The sequence below is a fragment of the Algimonas arctica genome, from assembly GCF_014652695.1.
GTDB classification, from domain to species: domain Bacteria; phylum Pseudomonadota; class Alphaproteobacteria; order Caulobacterales; family Maricaulaceae; genus Litorimonas; species Litorimonas arctica.
Genome location: NZ_BMZH01000001.1, coordinates 381,932 through 398,534, shown reverse-complemented (window position 1 = coordinate 398,534; position 16,603 = coordinate 381,932). Strand labels below are relative to the sequence as shown.

Annotated in this window: 13 protein-coding genes; 10 read left to right on the top strand and 3 right to left on the bottom strand. The window is 54.6% G+C overall.

The window, feature by feature from the left end:
* Positions 1–30: 30 nt before the first annotated feature.
* On the bottom strand, positions 31–1,344 hold the full coding sequence (gene glyA, locus IE105_RS01905; protein ID WP_189494830.1) for a serine hydroxymethyltransferase: 1,314 nt from the start codon (positions 1,342–1,344) through the stop codon (positions 31–33).
* Positions 1,345–1,421: 77 nt separating this feature from the next.
* Positions 1,422–2,654 carry a 5-aminolevulinate synthase gene (hemA, locus tag IE105_RS01900; protein ID WP_233353925.1) on the bottom strand — a complete coding sequence of 411 codons (1,233 nt, stop codon included), beginning with the start codon at positions 2,652–2,654 and terminating at the stop codon, positions 1,422–1,424.
* 133 nt (positions 2,655–2,787) lie between these two features.
* On the opposite strand from hemA, the gene hemB reads away from it, so the two are divergent.
* Positions 2,788–3,777, top strand: coding sequence for a porphobilinogen synthase (gene hemB / locus IE105_RS01895; RefSeq protein WP_189494828.1), 990 nt, complete (start codon positions 2,788–2,790; stop codon positions 3,775–3,777).
* Between the two features lies 1 nt (position 3,778).
* Here hemB and IE105_RS01890 read toward each other — a convergent pair whose 3' ends face one another.
* Entirely contained in the window at positions 3,779–4,654 is an 876-nt protein-coding gene (locus IE105_RS01890) for an NAD(P)-dependent oxidoreductase (protein WP_189494827.1), read from the bottom strand.
* Positions 4,655–4,750: 96 nt separating this feature from the next.
* Between IE105_RS01890 and IE105_RS01885 the strand changes: the two genes are divergently transcribed.
* From IE105_RS01885 to IE105_RS01845, 9 genes are all read left to right on the top strand, one after another.
* Positions 4,751–6,574, top strand: a complete 1,824-nt coding sequence (locus tag IE105_RS01885) for an SLC13 family permease (protein ID WP_189494825.1) — start codon at positions 4,751–4,753, stop codon at positions 6,572–6,574.
* Between the two features lie 44 nt (positions 6,575–6,618).
* Entirely contained in the window at positions 6,619–7,350 is a 732-nt protein-coding gene (locus IE105_RS01880) for an arginyltransferase (protein WP_189494823.1), read from the top strand.
* Positions 7,347–8,489: a TRAP transporter substrate-binding protein gene (locus tag IE105_RS01875; RefSeq protein WP_189494820.1), complete on the top strand. Its 1,143-nt coding sequence runs from the start codon at positions 7,347–7,349 to the stop codon at positions 8,487–8,489. Before IE105_RS01880 ends, IE105_RS01875 begins: the two co-directional genes overlap by 4 nt.
* 6 nt (positions 8,490–8,495) lie before the next feature.
* Positions 8,496–9,158 (top strand): TRAP transporter small permease subunit, encoded by a 663-nt coding sequence (locus IE105_RS01870; RefSeq protein WP_189494818.1) that lies wholly within the window; start codon positions 8,496–8,498, stop codon positions 9,156–9,158.
* The gene (locus IE105_RS01865; RefSeq protein ID WP_233353924.1) at positions 9,155–10,717 is read left to right on the top strand and encodes a TRAP transporter large permease; all 1,563 of its coding nucleotides are present in this window, start codon (positions 9,155–9,157) and stop codon (positions 10,715–10,717) included. Before IE105_RS01870 ends, IE105_RS01865 begins: the two co-directional genes overlap by 4 nt.
* A gap of 37 nt (positions 10,718–10,754) precedes the next feature.
* Positions 10,755–11,321 (top strand): LemA family protein, encoded by a 567-nt coding sequence (locus tag IE105_RS01860; RefSeq protein ID WP_189494816.1) that lies wholly within the window; start codon positions 10,755–10,757, stop codon positions 11,319–11,321.
* 33 nt (positions 11,322–11,354) lie between these two features.
* Positions 11,355–12,410, top strand: coding sequence for a M48 family metallopeptidase (locus IE105_RS01855; protein WP_189494814.1), 1,056 nt, complete (start codon positions 11,355–11,357; stop codon positions 12,408–12,410).
* 6 nt (positions 12,411–12,416) lie between these two features.
* Positions 12,417–13,481, top strand: a complete 1,065-nt coding sequence (locus tag IE105_RS01850) for a glycosyltransferase (RefSeq protein WP_308429054.1) — start codon at positions 12,417–12,419, stop codon at positions 13,479–13,481.
* Between the two features lie 170 nt (positions 13,482–13,651).
* Entirely contained in the window at positions 13,652–16,549 is a 2,898-nt protein-coding gene (locus IE105_RS01845) for a M16 family metallopeptidase (protein WP_189494810.1), read from the top strand.
* Positions 16,550–16,603: the final 54 nt, after the last annotated feature.

Here is a 16,603-nt window from a genome sequence, read left to right as displayed (position 1 = left end):
CGGCTTTAAGAGTAGACGATTTGGCGGCTGTTAAGCCGATACGCTCTGATAAATAGGGAACCGCGCTGTCAGCGCTTTCACACGATCACGAACACTGGCCTCCACATCAGGATCACCCTTTGGGTTTTCTGCGAGCGCATCCAGCACCTCGCACATCAACTTGCCCACTTCCCTGAATTCTGCTGGACCGAAGCCGCGGGTCGTCCCTGCCGGGGAACCAACGCGAATGCCGGACGTGATGGTGAATTTCTCTTTGTCGAATGGAATGCCGTTCTTGTTACACGTGATATAAGCGCGACCGAGGGCTTTCTCGGCAGCATTCCCCTTCACGCCTTTTGGCGACAAATCGATCAACGCTAAGTGCGTGTCCGTTCCGCCTGTAATGACAGCGTAACCGCCTTCGACCAATGCCCCGGCCATAGCTTTGCAGTTTTCAATCACGCGCGCGGCGTAATCTTTGAATTCGGGTTGCAGGCAATCCGCAAACGCGACGGCCTTGCCAGCGATAACGTGCATCAACGGCCCGCCTTGCAAACCGGGGAAAATCGCAGAATTGAACTTCTTGGCCAACTTTTCGTCATTTGTCAGGATCATGCCGCCGCGTGGGCCGCGTAGCGTTTTATGTGTTGTCGTTGTCGCGACATGGGCATGTGGGAACGGGCTCGGATGAACCCCGCCTGCAACCAATCCGGCGAAATGCGCCATATCAACATGGAGGTAGGCGCCAACCTTATCCGCTATCGCGCGGAATCGGGCAAAGTCGATAACGCGACTATAGGCCGAGCCACCGCAAATGATCATTTTTGGATGATGCTCCAGCGCGAGCGCTTCAACCTGATCATAATCAATCAGGTGGTCGTCTTCGCGGACACCATATGAGACAGCATTGAACCATTTGCCCGACATATTAGGCGGTGCGCCGTGTGTGAGGTGCCCTCCAGACGCGAGATCCATCCCGAGAATCGTATCGCCGGGCTGCAATAGCGCGAGAAACACGCCTTGATTGGCTTGTGATCCGCTGTTGGGCTGCACATTGGCAAAGCCACAGCCGAACAATTCTGTCGCCCGATCAATCGCCAACTGTTCTGCCACGTCCACATATTGGCAGCCGCCATAGTAACGACGCCCCGGATAACCTTCGGCATATTTATTCGTTAAAACAGACCCTTGGGCCTCCATAACAGCGTGAGAGACAATGTTCTCAGACGCGATCAGCTCTATTTCTTGCTGCTGGCGCTGCAGTTCATCTTGCATACAAGAGAACAACGCCGGGTCACGCTCAGCGAGACTCTGCGAGAAAAACTTATTGAGATACTCAGAAGATTTGTTTTCGGCGGCGGACATGGAAAACCCTGCGTCAGAGAAAGAACGCCCCGCCTATAACCGCTTCCTGACCGCGCGACAACGCAAGTGGGGCGGAATCAAGCAACCTTTTCCCGCGGTAATTCGAACTCCGCCCAAACCTGCGAGAGCGCAGACATAAGTTCGTCTAACATGACGTCGGAATGAAAAGGGCTGGGCGTGAACCGGAGACGTTCTGTGCCCCGTGGCACCGTCGGGTAATTGATCGGTTGGGCGTAAATGCCGTAACCTTCGATTAAACGGTCGCTGATCGCCTGACATTTGACCGGATCACCGATCATCAGCGGGACAATATGCGTGTCGCCATCAATGAAAGGGTAGCCTGCCGCGCGGAACCGCGCTTTTAGCGAATTGGCGCGCTCTTGGTGCTGCGAACGTACTTCGGGGGTGATCTTGAGGATGCGGACCGACCGAAGCGCACCCGCCGCGGTTGAAGGCGGGATTGATGTTGTAAAGATGAAGCCTGAGGCAAGACTGCGGATGGCATCCACAATGACTTTATCGGCGGCGATATAGCCCCCGATCATGCCGTAGGCTTTGGCTAATGTGCCTTGAATAATATCGATCCGGTCCATCAGGCCGCGTTGCTCACTCACGCCACCGCCGCGTGGGCCATACATGCCAACCGCATGAACTTCGTCGATATAGGTCAGGGCATTATACTTATCGGCCAGATCGCAAATCTCTGCGATCGGGGCGATATCGGCGTCCATGGAATAGACAGACTCAAACGCGATCAATTTTGGCGCGTCAGCCGGGATGGCCTTAAGCTTCGCTTCGAGGTCGGCGAGATTATTATGTTTGAAAATATGTTTGTGCGTGCGGGCATTTCGGATGCCGGAAATCATCGACGCATGGTTCATTTCATCTGACAGAATATGCAAACCTGGAAGGATTTTGCTCATCGTCGAGAGCGCGGCTTCGTTCGCGACATAGCCGGACGTAAAGACCAACGACGCCGACTTATCATGCAGGTCCGCAAGCTCTTCTTCGAGCTGGACATGGTAGCGCGTTGTGCCAGAAATATTGCGTGTGCCGCCAGATCCTGTGCCAGCCGCATCAACGGCAGATTTTACAGCTTCAACAACACAGTCATTTTGGCCCATGCCGAGGTAATCGTTTGAGCACCAAACCGTAATATTTTTCTCTTCGAGATTATCTTTGAACCAGGTCGCGCGGGGGAAAGCGCCTTTCTTCCGTCGAATGTCACGGAAGATACGATAGCGCCCTTCTTGGCGCACCGTATCGACGGCAGCTTGGAATTGATCCCGATATCTAGTCACGTTGGTCACGTCGCACCTGTTTGCCTTCGTACTCCGAACGATATAGACCAGAGGCAACTTAAAGGCTAGTGAAGCACAGTGACAAAGTTGCGCTTTTGTGACGCAGAGCACATTCGCTAACTCTCTGAAAGACTTGATTTAAATGAGCCAATTTCCCCAGTTAAGAATGCGTCGCAAGAGACTGACACCGTGGTCACGTAACTTGACTCGCGAAACACGTCTGACGGTTCATGACTTGGTTTTGACGACGGTAATCACAGACTCAAAAGCAGCAGAAGGTCCGGTCGCCAGCCTTCCCGGTGTAGCACGCCTCGGCCTCGACGCGCTCGTCGAACAGGCCAAAGAAGCGGCCTCTCTGGGGATTCCGGCGATTGCCTTGTTCCCGCATATCGACCCGACGCGAAAAAATGCGACTGCTAGCGAAGCCTTGAATGCGGACGGGTTTGTTCCCGCCGCCATCCGCCGCTTGAAAGCGGAAGTTCCAGAGATTGGCATCATCGTCGATGTCGCGCTCGACCCGTTCACAGATCACGGTCATGACGGACTAATGCTCGGTGACACGATCGACAATGATTCCACCTTGGAACTATTGGCCAAAGGCGCTGTTATTCTGGCGAATGCCGGGGCCGATATCGTCGCTCCGTCTGATATGATGGATGGGCGCGTTGGCCTTATCCGGGACGCACTGGATCACGCCGGACACCCCGATGTGATGATCCTATCCTATGCAGCCAAGTTCGCCTCAGCGTTTTACGGTCCATACCGCGATGCGATCGGGACCGCCTCTGCACTGCGCGGCGACAAGCGCACCTATCAGATGGACCCAGCTAACGCAGACGAAGCGCTGCAGGAAGTCGCGCTCGACTTGCAAGAAGGCGCAGACATGGTGATGGTCAAACCCGGCCTACCCTATCTCGATATTTGCCACCGGATAAAATCTGAATTCGCGGTTCCAACCTTCGCTTTTCAGGTCAGCGGCGAATATGCCATGATACAGTCAGCCAGCGAAAACGGCTGGGGCGACAGTGATCGCCTTCTCATCGAAACCCTGACAGCCTTTCGACGCGCGGGATGCGACGCAATCCTCACCTATGGTGCTATCCGGGCCGCAAAATTACTCGCTGGCGAATGATTTAACCGGACGACTTCGACACTTTTGGCAAACTTCGAATGAGCGCTGACGTATCTTGTCGGGCTCCGCCCTGCGCTTGTATTTTTTCATAGGCGTCGTCGACTTGCTCTGTGATCGGAAGCCCCACGCCCATGCGGGCCGCTTCGTCCATGGCAATTCCGAGATCCTTGCGCATCCAGTCAATGGCAAAGCCAAAGTCAAATTCGTCCTTCGCCATAGTCAAAAGCCGGTTGTCCATTTGCCAACTTTGCGCTGCGCCCCCGCCAATAGCGGCGAGTAAGGTTTCGGCATCAAGTCCGGCGGCTTGGGCAAAGCGCAACCCTTCAGACAGGCCCTGCAATGCTCCAGCAATACAAATTTGATTGACGCACTTGGCCGTCTGACCGGCGCCAGAGGGACCGAGATGGGTGATCGTGCGGCCATAGCTTTGCATCACCGGGAGAGCCTCCGCAAATGTCGCCGCCTCGCCGCCGCACATTACAGACAAGGTTCCGGCTTCTGCGCCCGACTGCCCGCCGGAAATCGGTGCGTCTAAAAATTCAAACCCTCGATCCGTGAGCGTGATCGCCACAGTGCGGGCGCAATCGGGCGACGCCGTCGTATGATCAATGACGATCGCGCCCGATTTGAGCGACGGTGTAATTTGATCGATGACAGCATATACGTCCTTATCTGCACCGACACAGAGCATAACAAAGTCCGCCCCAGAGACCGCATCGGTCACGCTCTCGAACGCCCCCTCCCCATGTTCCGCTGCCCATGCTTTTGATCGTGTGGCTGTCCGGTTCCAGACGCGAACATCATGTCCGTTCGCTCTGAGATGTCCCGCCATGGGAAAACCCATCACGCCAAGTCCAAGAAATGCACAGCTCGCCATATCGCGTCCTTAAAACCTAATCTTGTTTTCGCTTGAAATTACCGAGACGTATCGCTCATAGTTCACCTCGAACGCAAGCAAAGCTGAGATCAATATATGTGGGCCTTGCCCGAATTTTTTCAAATGTGGGCCGTCTTCGCGATTGTCGCTGTAGGTGTCTACCTCTATGTAAGTGAACGGTTTTCAATCGAGACGACAAGTGTCGGTCTGATTTTCACCCTCATGCTGTTTGGCAATCTTTTTACGCCATCTGATCAAGGACTCGACTCAGCGTCGATGCTGTCCGGATTTGCGGCTCCCGCCTTGATCACGATCATGGCCTTACTTGTTGTGGGACAAGGCCTCTTCCAAACGGGCGCACTTGAAAGCATGACGGTGGCCATTAACAAGGCGCTTGACCATAAGCCGCGCCGCACACTCACCCTTGTTTTTGGCGCGGCCTTCGCCGTGTCTATGTTCATGAACAACACGCCAGTCGTCGTCATGTTCATCCCCGTTTTGGCCGCGATGAGCGGGAAAATGGGCGTGACAGCCTCACGCTATATGATGCCCTTGTCGTTTCTCTGCATCCTCGCGGGTATGACGACACTTATCGGCAGCTCGACCAACCTGCTCGTCAATGATGTACTGGTCCGAACCACGGATTTATCCTTGTCTTTCTTTACGCAATTTGTGCCGGGAATGACTTTGGCGGCAATTGGCGCGACCTTTATTGTCATTGCTGGACCTTGGTTGATTCCGGACCGCGAATCCGAGGAACCGGCTCTACAATCGACCGGACAGCAATATATCGCCCAAATCCGCGTCACCGCAGACCACCCACTGGATGGTGTTGAGCCTGTCGCGGGCCTGTACCGCCAGCTTCGCGAAGTCACTGTCCGCATGGTTCAACGTGGCGAGACCGCGTTTTTACCGCCGTTTGAAGAGAACTTACAAAGCGGGGATGTGCTGATTATCGCAGCCACACGACCGCAACTCTCGGCCCTCCTCAAAACGCGCCCTCAGTACTTGCATGGGATGCTGGATATTGGTGCTTTTTCAGATGGTGATGCGTCGCCCGACAGCTCCATTATGCTGTCTGAAGCCGTCGTTGCTCCCGGCTCGCGCATGATTGGGCGGAATATTGAACAGATCGGATTTCGACGACAAACAGGCTGCCTTGTGCTTGGCATTCAGCGCCGGTCCCGTATGATCCGAAAACGGATGTTGGACATTCGGTTGGAAGCCGGAGATATCCTCCTTTTGTTTGGTTATGAAAAGGATATCAGCGCCTTACGGCAAAACCGTGATCTAATCCTCTTGGATTGGAGCACTGCTGAACTGCAAGATATTCGCAAGGCTAAACTAGCGAGAATAGTGTTTGTTGCCACGATCGCTTTGGCCGCACTCTCTTTCGTTCCCATCGAAATTGCCGCGCTCGGCGGGGCCATCGGCATGATTGCGGCAGGCTGTCTAAACATCCGCCAAGCCGTTCGCGCGTTAGATATGCGGATTTTCCTGCTGATCGGAGCCGCCTTCGCCATGGGGCTGGCCTTAGAGCGGACAGGCGGTGCAGAGTTTATCGGCAATAGTGTTGTGTCGGCTGTCCTGCCCTTTGGCACGCAAGCCTTGATCGCGGCTGTCTTCTTAATTGTCGCGATCTTCACAAATATCATCAGCAATTCGGCGGCGGCGCTCTTGTTCGCTCCGATTGCCCTCTCGATCTCTGAAAAAGCCGATATTGACCCCATCGTCATGGTTTTGACGGTTATATTCGCCGCGAACTGTAGCTTTGCCACGCCCATCGCCTACCAGACGAATTTGCTCGTTATGGGCCCGGGTCATTACCGGTTCGGGGACTTTGCGCGCTTTGGGGTTCCTCTCATACTGCTTTTATGGGTCAGTTACGTCTTGCTCGCACCATACTTGTTTGGTCTTTAGGGCATGTTAGGTTTACGTCGATCAGGATGGGGAGAGAGACACGCATGAGCCACCCGTTCGATCCAAATCAATTGCAGTTCTTCTTAACGATCCCTGCGCCCTGCCCCTATTTGCCGGGCCGGATGGAACGAAAGATATTCACACAGCTTGATCCCTTGGATGGCCCGCATCTCAACAACTATCTGACGCATGCAGGCTTTCGCCGGAGCCAAAACGTTATCTACCGTCCCGCCTGTGAGACCTGTCGCGAATGTCGGTCTTTACGCGTCCGTGTCGGTGAATTTTCGTCAGGCCGAACGTTTCGCCGCACGCTCAAGCGAAATGCCGATCTATCTGTTACGCTGGCTCCGGCCATTGCGCGGCAGGAACAATTTGATTTGCTTTCGCGCTATCTCGACTTTCGCCATCCGGGGGGCGGGATGTCCGATATGGACTTCACGCGTTACGAAATGATGGTCGAAGAATGTGCCTCGGAAACTGAAATTGTCGAATATCGCGACATGGACGGCGTGTTGATCGCCTGTATGTTGATTGACCGACTGAATGACGGGCTCTCTCTGGTCTATAGCTTCTTTGATCCAGACGCCTCAGCCCGATCACTCGGTAACTTTATGATTTTGGATCAAATCGAGCGCAGTCACGCCGAAGGTTCACCCTACCTCTATCTCGGATATTGGGTGCCCGGCAGCCCGAAAATGCACTATAAAAGTCGCTTTCAACCCGCTGAAATTCTTGGACATCGAGGCTGGACGCCAATGACGCCTGTGACCGTATGACCCGCCGCAGAGACATTGTCCTTGGGGCCGGCGCCCTCGCTGCGGGGGCGGGTGTCGTTGGGGCGTTAACGGGCTCGCGCGGTCAGAAGACCGCCGCAGCTCCTTCTGCCGAAATCGGATCGCCGAATATTAATCGCGGGATCAAGCAGTTCCGTATGGCGACCAGCTGGCCGAAGGACTTCCCGGGCCTTGGTATTATGCCAGAACGTTTTGCCAAAGCTGTGCGCGACATGAGCGACGGCACGTTGGAGGTCAAAGTTTACGCGGCGGGCGAATTGGTCGGCGCGCTCGAATGTTTCAATGCGACCAGCACGGGCGCGGCGGACATGTACCACGCGGCTGAATATTACTGGCAAGGCGTGTCCCCGGGATTCAACTTTTTCACCGCCGTCCCGATGGGAATGACGGCGGTCGAATTGATGGGTTGGATCGATTGGGGTGGCGGCCAAGAAATGTGGCATGAGCTATCCGCGCGCTCTAATATCATTGCGTTTCAAGCCGGGAATACGGGTCATCAGACGGGTGGGTGGTTCAAAAAGAAGCTGACAGGTCTCGAAGATCTACGTGGCCTGAGAATGCGGATGCCGGGTCTTGGCGGACGTGTTCTTTCCGAACTGGGGGCAACACCTGTCCTGCTCCCCGGCGGCGAAATCTATCAAGCGCTGCAAAGCGGGTCGATCGATGCGACTGAGTGGGTTGGGCCTTGGAATGATTTGGCCCTTGGATTTTTCCGCGAAGCCCCGAACTATTATGTTCCCGGATTCCATGAACCCGGAGCCTCGCTGGCCGTCGGCGTCAATCTGGACAGATGGGCAAGACTGACCAAATCTGAACAGGCGATCATCCGTCACGCCTGCAAAAGCGCCAATGATCAGTCGCTCGGCGAATATACCATCATGAATGCGCGCGCGTTAGAAACGCTTCGCGATCGCTACGGGATTGAACCCCAGCTAATGCCGGACGACATTTTGCGCGCGGTAGGTCAAGTGTCGGATCAGATTGTCGGCGACATTGCTCAATCCGATCCCCTCGTCACCAAAATTTTCGATAGCTACCTCGCCTCGCGCAATCAAAGCGCGCGCTGGACTGAAATTAGTGACGGTGCTTTCATTCGCGCCCGAACGCTGAGCCGAGGCTGAGCGTTCATGTGGGCCGATGTCATCAAAGCCGTGGGTTGGGTGTTTCTGCCTACTTTGATCATTCCCGTTATTTATTTGCTCGCCCCAAAACCTTGGCTGCGTGATCTGACGAGCGCCCTCATCCGCTCAATTGATAGCACAATATTCGCGCTCGGTGAGATCGTAAAATGGGCTTTGCCTGTACTTGTCATCAGCGTCGCCGCGTCTGTCTTTGCTTTATCAATCTTTGGCACGACGACCGTCAAATGGCTGGAAAGCGCGCTCTATCTTCAGGCGGTCATCATTACGCTGGGCGCGGCCGCGACACTGCTGGCTGGTCAACACGTGCGGGTCGATATATTCCATGAGAGAATGGGCACAGTGGCCCGCGCCCGTGTCGATTTGGTCGGCTTTTACCTGCTGTTGGCGCCCGTCTGCCTTCTCATCATTTGGAACAGCCAAACCTTTGTCGGCTTTGCCTGGATGACGCTTGAAGGATCGACGGAAAGCAACGGTATTCGCGGGGTTTTTCTACTCAAAACACTTATCCCGATTTTCGCGATTTCGCTCATTATGCAGGGCCTCGCAATCGCATTGCGGGCCGCGATGGCGCTTAATGGAGAAGATCGCCCCCCGCGCCCTAAGGGCGTCGCACCGTTCTTTCAGGTCACACGTGAGGATACATTGTGAGCCCGGCGGAAACTCTTGCAACATTGATGTTTATCGCCGCCTGCGGTGGGTTGATGGCGGGCTACAATGTCGCGTTTACGCTCGCGGGTGTCAGCGTTATTTTCGCGGGAATAGGGAGCGCGATGGGCCTGTTTGATCCGAGCTTTTTTCTCTCCCTGCCGGCTCGAATTTACCCCCTCATCACGCGCGAAATTTTGATGGCCGTGCCGCTTTTTGTCTTCATGGGGGTAATGCTGGAGAAGTCGCGCATTGCGGAAGAGCTGTTACAAAATATGGGCGACTTATTTGGTCCGTTGCGCGGCGGTCTCGGCATTTCGGTCATATTTGTTGGAGCCCTTCTCGCCGCCTCCACGGGGATTGTTGGCGCGACCGTTGTAACAATGGGGCTTTTGAGCCTGCCGACGATGCTCAAGCGCGGGTATGACATCCCCCTCGCCTCCGCATCGATTGCGGCGTCGGGAACGCTGGGCCAAATTATACCGCCGTCCATCGTTCTTGTTATTCTTGGCGATCAAATCGGCAATGCCTTCCAAGAGGCCCAGCGATCATACGGCCTGAAGACTGACGCCGTCGTGTCCGTCGGGGATTTATTTGCAGGCGCGCTCATTCCCGGTCTCATTTTGGTTGGGGCCTATGCGCTTTATATTTTCATCACAGCCGTATTGACGCCTGAGAAAGCGCCCGCACAACCGTGGCCTGATGATACAAACGCTAAGGCGCTCCTCTGGAAGTCTGCGAAAGCGATGATCCCGCCTATATTTTTGATCGTCGCGGTGCTCGGCTCAATCCTGTCTGGCTACGCAACACCAACTCGCGGCGCGGCTCTGGGCGCATTGGGCGCGATGTTGCTGGCGGCAACACGATTGTTCCCTAATGATCGCAAATGGCCACTCTGGGCCGCTCTGTCACTTCTTGCCATTGTCGCGCTTGATCTCACCGGCGTGGACCTCAGGCTCGCCCAGTCGGATTGGACGGGACCGGAAGCTTTGTCAGGTGGACTAGCCGCCATTCTTGTTTTGATTGGTGTTGTCGGCACGTTTATTGGCATCCGGAGACTGCTCCGAAATGGTCAGCTCGCGGATGTGTCTCGCTCCACTTTGCATATTACCGGGATGGTGTTTGTCATCCTTATCGGCGCCACGATCTTTAGCCTCGTTTTCCGCGGTCTGGGCGGGGACGAGATGGTCGCACACCTCATGGCTTCGGCCCCCGGCGGGACATGGGGCGCGTTCACGCTCGTCATGATCGTGATGTTTGTGCTTGGTTTTTTCCTCGACTTTATTGAGATTACCTTCGTTGTTGTCCCGCTCGTCGCACCGCCTTTGCTTGCCGCCGGAATTGATCCGGTTTGGCTCGGCGTCGTTATGGCGTTGAACCTACAGACCAGCTTCCTCACACCGCCATTCGGATTTGCGCTGTTCTACCTTCGCGGCGTGTCGCCGCCGGAGGTCACGACAGCGCACCTCTATCGGGGTGTTATCCCCTTTATCGGAATTCAGCTCTCGCTGATTGCCCTGCTGATTGTGTTCCCGGGGCTCGTAACCGGATTTTGGGATTAGACTTGCGCCAAGCCTCCGCCCGACTTAATTAGTCTGTATGACAACTCTTCTTGTGATCTTGGGCGTCGTTGCCCTTCTGGCCATTCTGATCATTGGCCTATACAATCGTCTCGTTGCCTTGCGACAAACAACCAACCAAGCTTGGTCGGATATCGAAGTCCAGCTGAAACAGCGTCAAGACCTCGTTCCAAGTCTCGTCAATACGGTCAAAGGCTACGCCTCGCACGAAAAAGACACGTTCCGCGAAGTCATCGAAGCGCGTAATCGCGCTGTCAGCGCAGATACCGTGGGGGGACAAGTTGCCGCTGAGGGTATGCTCTCGGCCGCACTGGGCAAGCTCTTTGCACTCGCAGAAGCCTATCCAGAGCTAAAAGCCAACACGAATTTCCTGCAGTTGCAGGATCAACTGGCGGACATTGAAAATAAAATCGCCGCAGCGCGTCGTTTCTACAACAATGCCTCACAGGAATATAATACAGCGCGCGAGCAATTCCCGGCTGTGCTGATCGCGGGTCCATTTGGCTTTAATGAGCGTGAATTCTTCGAAGCCCCAGAAGGTCGCGAAGCCTTGCAAACGCCTCCTGCCGTTGATTTCGGTACCTAAAGAATGCTTTCGTCGGCTCATGTTGACTAGATCATGTTGATGAAGGCGACGGGGCTTCGGACCCATATTTGGAACAATAACCTCCGCAGCGTCTTGCTTCTGGGGTTTTTTCCTGTCCTGCTCTTGATCTTATTCTACGGGATAATGCTCGGCTTTCTGGGCATGAGCAGCGATGCCACGCTCGATAGCGGGTTTAGGCAAGCGGCCGAGATGTTGCCGTCGGCGGCCCCCTATGCATTGGGCGGCGCGGGCGCGTGGTTCGGCATTGCCTTCTTTGGTCATAACGCCATGATCAATGCGGCTACAAAGGCGAAACCCGTGACAATAAGCCAAGAACCGCGCGCCTACCGTATGCTTGAAAACCTGTCGATTTCACGCGGGATGACCACGCCGCGCCTGATGGTGATGGACACGACGGCCATGAACGCGTTTGCGTCTGGCATTCGCGACAGTAATTACCAAGTCACGCTCACACGCGGCCTGATGGAAGCTTTAGACGACGAAGAACTCGAAGCCGTTATCGCGCATGAACTCAGCCACATCCGTAACAAAGATGTCCGGATGTTGATCATCGCCGTCATCTTTGTCGGCATCTTCGCTTTTGTTGGGGAAACCTTGTTCCGCGGCATGTTTCACGTCAATTTAGGCCGAACCAGTAAGAACCATCGGTCTGGCGGCGGTAGCGCAGGCGTTCTGATTTTAGTCGCGTTTGCTATTGTAGCGCTAACCTACGTTGTCGCCCTCATGATCCGGTTCACGATGAGCCGACAGCGGGAATATATGGCCGACGCTGGCGCTGTCGAGCTAACAAAAAATCCGGACGCGATGATACGCGCTCTCCAAAAAATTTCCGGGAATGCAGTGATGAGCTCCGTGCCCGACGAAGTGCGCGAAATGGCGATCTATAATCCCCGAACGGGATTGGCAGGCTTGTTTACAACCCACCCGCCGATTGAGAAACGGATAGATGCGCTTGTGCAATATGGCGGAGGCCGAGTTGGCACGACGAGCCGCCCTGCGCGACGCGCGCCCGATACAGTGCCGAGCCCATCATCCAAGCCGAACCGTAACCCGTGGCGCAGGGGCTAAGCTTCTATCCGTCTCGCCTATGTTATAAACTCGTTTGAAGCTGGCGGGGCGCAATATCCGGTGCCTCGTATCGTAGAGGGGCTCCGCACGCACGGGATTGAAACAACGGTTTATGCGCTATCTATGCGCGACGGCTTGGCCATAAAGCGCCTTGAGGCCGCCGGGGTCGATTGGGTCTGCGCGCCCTATGCGAAAACGGCTCATATTAAAGCGGCACGCTGGCTAAAAAAGGAACTTGAACGCAATCCGCCGGACGCGATCTGGACGTCCCTGACACAGGCAACCTTACTGGGTCAGCGGGTCGGGAAACGTTTGAAAATCCCGGTCATCAGCTGGCAGCACAATGCGTTTTTAAAACCGATTAACCGGTGGCTTTTGCGACGACAGTGTCGCCTGTCGAAATTCTGGGTCGCAGATTCCCAATCCGTGCTCGACTTTGCGGTAGAAAACATCGGTCTGTCACCGAGCGATATTCGGATTTTACCACTTTATGTCGCGAATCCGAGCGCCCCCCAAGCCACGTCCGTCTCAGACGGGATGTTCCGATGGGTCAGCGTGGGCCGGCTTCATCCCAACAAAAATCACGCCGCCCTAATCGAAGCGCTCGCGCCCCTTAAAATGCGGTCTGATTGGTCTCTAGAGATTGCTGGCGATGGGGCGGAGCGCGCACAGCTAGAAGACAGCATTGCGCGATTTGGCCTGTCTGCACACATCACCCTCAAAGGCCATCTCGAAAATATTCCGCGCTTTCTGGCAACGGCGCACGGCTATGTTCAGCCAAGCCGGAATGAAGGCCTCTGTATCGCCGCGCACGAAGCCATGACGGCGGGCCTGCCTTGTGTTGTGACAGCCACAGGGCAAATGCCGCAAACACTCTATGGAAGCCCCGCCGTCGTTCCCATTGGGGATGCTGCGGCCGTCGTGTCTCAAATGATGGCCATTATGGACGACCCAGCTCTGCGGCAACACCTCGCCACCCTATCGCGCGACCGTGTGCTTCTGAACTTTGCGCCGGAACGGTTCGACGAGGCCCTCGCTGACATTGCGACGCGCCTCACCGCATTCGTGTAACCGTTGGCTCGGCGACTTACATAGCGCGTAGACATGCTTCGATCACGCCCGTGACCGCAATCATTTGCCTCGAATTCACCAATATTTGATCCTCGATGAGTGGACAGTCGACTCGTGTCGTGCAAATTATCTGTTTAACGATAAATATTCACTTAGCCACAGGACCCTTTATGACAACGCCTTTCGCCCGCCTTTTACTTCTAGGCACAGCCGCAATTGCTGTTGCTGCGTGTCAGACGACCGTTGATTCTATGGACTCCACCTCGCCCGCGGCGATGATGGCCGACATTAAGGTTCCGGCACGTTTTACATTGGTCGAACGCTACACGGGTGAAAACGAAGATGTTGCAATCCCATATGAAAAATATGTCCTCGACAATGGTCTAACGGTTGTTCTGCACGAAGATAAAAGCGACCCGATCGTCCACGTTGATGTGACCTATCACGTTGGATCAGGCCGTGAAGAAGTCGGAAAATCTGGCTTTGCGCACTTCTTTGAACATATGATGTTTCAAGGATCTGAAAATGTCGCTGACGAACAGCATTTCAAATTGATCACAGAATCAGGCGGCACGCTCAACGGGTCAACGAACTCTGATCGTACGAACTACTACCAGACAGTTCCTAGCAATCAGTTAGAGCGGATGTTGTGGCTGGAAGCCGACCGGATGGGGTATTTCCTCGATGCCGTGACACAGAAAAAATTCGAAGTTCAACGTGATACGGTTAAAAATGAACGCGGACAGCGCGTCGATAATCGGCCCTATGGTCTGCTCTGGGAGCGGATGGGCGAAGCTATGTATCCTGAGGGTCATCCCTATAGCTGGTCGACCATTGGCTACCTTGAAGATTTGGACCGCGCCGACCTTGATGATCTGAAACGGTTCTTCTTGCGTTGGTATGGCCCAAACAATGCGACATTGACGATTGGAGGCGATATTGATCGCGCCGAAACTTTGCGCATGATTGAAAAATATTTCGGGCCCGTCCCGCGTGGTCCTGAGGTTAAAAAACCTGAGAAATTACCCGTTACGCTTGATGCAGACCGTTATGTCTCTTTAGAAGATAATGTGCAGCTGCCCTTGCTTCGTATGGCGTGGCCAACTGTTTACGCCACTCACCCCGATGAAGCGGCGCTTGACGTTTTGATGGATATTGTTGGCGGCGGACCGTCCTCACTGCTCTATAAAAACCTAGAAAAGCCGGGTCTCGCTACGAGTGCAAACGCGGGCCACGGCTGTGCCGAGCTACACTGCTCGTTCTCAATGACAGTGCTGGCCAATCCCGCGAAAGTAAAATCGCTTGCCGATATCGAACCGCTCGTTCGGGCAACGCTGGCTGAGTTTGAAACACGGGGTGTGACTGAGGATGACCTGGCTCGCACCAAAGCGGGCATTGTCTCTGGCATGATTTACGGCCTCGAGTCTGTCTCGGGTAAAGTTAGCAGCTTGGCGGCCTATGAGACTTATCGCGACACGCCGAATGGCATTTCGTCCGATATTGAACGGTACCGCAATGTGACAGCGGCAGATGTGCAACGTGTCTACGATACATACATCAAAGACAAACCTGCTGTGATCATGTCGATCGTGCCAGAAGGTAAGCCAGAGATGATTGCCCGGGCCGACACGTGGCAGCGGTATGAGCGGACTATTCCGCCACAAGTCGCTGGCGAAACGCTGGCATGGGCTGCCCCGGTTGATGATTTCGATCGCTCCGCTGTCCCTGCACCGGGCGAAGCGCCTTCAATCAAAGCGCCCAAAGTCTATACGAGTTCTGTCGCGGGCATCCCGCTCTACGGGGCTGTCAATTCCGAGACTCCAACCACGACCATACAAATTCGCGTCAATGCAGGTCAAAAAGACGAAAGCCTCGACAAATTGGGAGTCGCCTCGATGACCATGCAAATGTTAGCAGAAGCGTCCGAGATGATGTCCGTCGAAGACCGGGCTAATGCGCTGGATAAACTCGGCTCCTCATTCCGAGGCGGCGCGGGGGACACTTACGCAACGATGACGATCCGGAGCCTATCAGAAAATGTTGATGAAACGATCGCCATTGCAATGGACGCGATGTTAAACCCTAAATTTGATCAAGTTGATTTTGATCGGATGAAGGCCAATCAGCTCCAAGGCATCGAAGCCGGTAAGAAAGACCCTGCTTCTACGGCGACTGATCTGTTTAACAAAATGATTTACGGCACTGATAAAGCTTATGCTTATCCAAGCTCCGGTTTGGCTGAGACCGTTGAATCTGTCACCCTAGACGATGTGCGAGCGTTCTACGAAACCTATGTCACACCGTCAATTGCGAGCATTCTCGTTGTCTCTGACATGTCGGAAGCGAAGATTAAAAAGGCCTTGTCTCCGATTCGTGAATGGGATGGCGGACAGCCGACTCTAGCGTCAATCAGCGTGTCCCCATCCGGCGTTCCCGGAACGCTCTACTTCGTTGATAAGCCGGGGGCCGCTCAGTCCGAAATCCGGATCGGGAAACCATCCCTTGCTTATAATCCAACCGGCGAGTTCTATCGGGCAACATTGATGAACTACTCGTTGGGCGGTGCGTTTAACTCCCGCATCAATCTCAATCTCCGTGAAGATAAGGGCTATACCTATGGCGCGCGCGGCAGCTTTATCGGCCAAGAAGATCGCGGTCAGTATCGCGCGTCTGCGGGCGTTCGCTCTGATGTCACCACAGAATCGGTGCAAGAGTTCTTCAAGGAAATTAAGACCTTCCATGAAAGCGGACCGACAGCAGACGAAATCGCCTTTACCAAAGCGGCGATTGGCCAATCAGAAGCACGACGCTACGAAACGCCGTCACAGAAACTCAATATCCTTGCGCGCATGGCCACTTACAATGTGGGCACGGAGCATATTGCGGAACAGAAAGCGATTCTCGAAGCGTTCACCGAGGGCGAAGCCGATGCGTTAGCCGCCAAACATCTTGATTTGGACGAAATGATCGTTGTGATCATTGGCGACAAAGCAACACAAATGGCAAAACTGCAGACGCTGGGCTTGCCGATTATTGAAGTCGACGCTGACGGAAACCCCGTCGAGTAAGAGCGCGACTCCCAGATACAGAAAAGGCCGCTCCGAGGAGCGGCCTTTTTTATT

Excerpts from the sequence above, each read along its gene's own strand:
- IE105_RS01870 (WP_189494818.1), top strand. The coding sequence starts at position 8,496 with ATGTGGGCCGATGTCATCAAAGCCGTGGGTTGGGTGTTTCTGCCTACT.
- IE105_RS01880 (WP_189494823.1), top strand. The coding sequence starts at position 6,619 with ATGAGCCACCCGTTCGATCCAAATCAATTGCAGTTCTTCTTAACGATC.
- IE105_RS01875 (WP_189494820.1), top strand. The coding sequence starts at position 7,347 with ATGACCCGCCGCAGAGACATTGTCCTTGGGGCCGGCGCCCTCGCTGCG.
- IE105_RS01855 (WP_189494814.1), top strand. The coding sequence starts at position 11,355 with ATGTTGATGAAGGCGACGGGGCTTCGGACCCATATTTGGAACAATAAC.
- hemB (WP_189494828.1), top strand. The coding sequence starts at position 2,788 with ATGAGCCAATTTCCCCAGTTAAGAATGCGTCGCAAGAGACTGACACCG.
- glyA (WP_189494830.1), bottom strand. The coding sequence starts at position 1,344 with ATGTCCGCCGCCGAAAACAAATCTTCTGAGTATCTCAATAAGTTTTTC.
- IE105_RS01860 (WP_189494816.1), top strand. The coding sequence starts at position 10,755 with ATGACAACTCTTCTTGTGATCTTGGGCGTCGTTGCCCTTCTGGCCATT.
- IE105_RS01890 (WP_189494827.1), bottom strand. The coding sequence starts at position 4,654 with ATGGCGAGCTGTGCATTTCTTGGACTTGGCGTGATGGGTTTTCCCATG.
- IE105_RS01885 (WP_189494825.1), top strand. The coding sequence starts at position 4,751 with ATGTGGGCCTTGCCCGAATTTTTTCAAATGTGGGCCGTCTTCGCGATT.
- IE105_RS01845 (WP_189494810.1), top strand. The coding sequence starts at position 13,652 with ATGACAACGCCTTTCGCCCGCCTTTTACTTCTAGGCACAGCCGCAATT.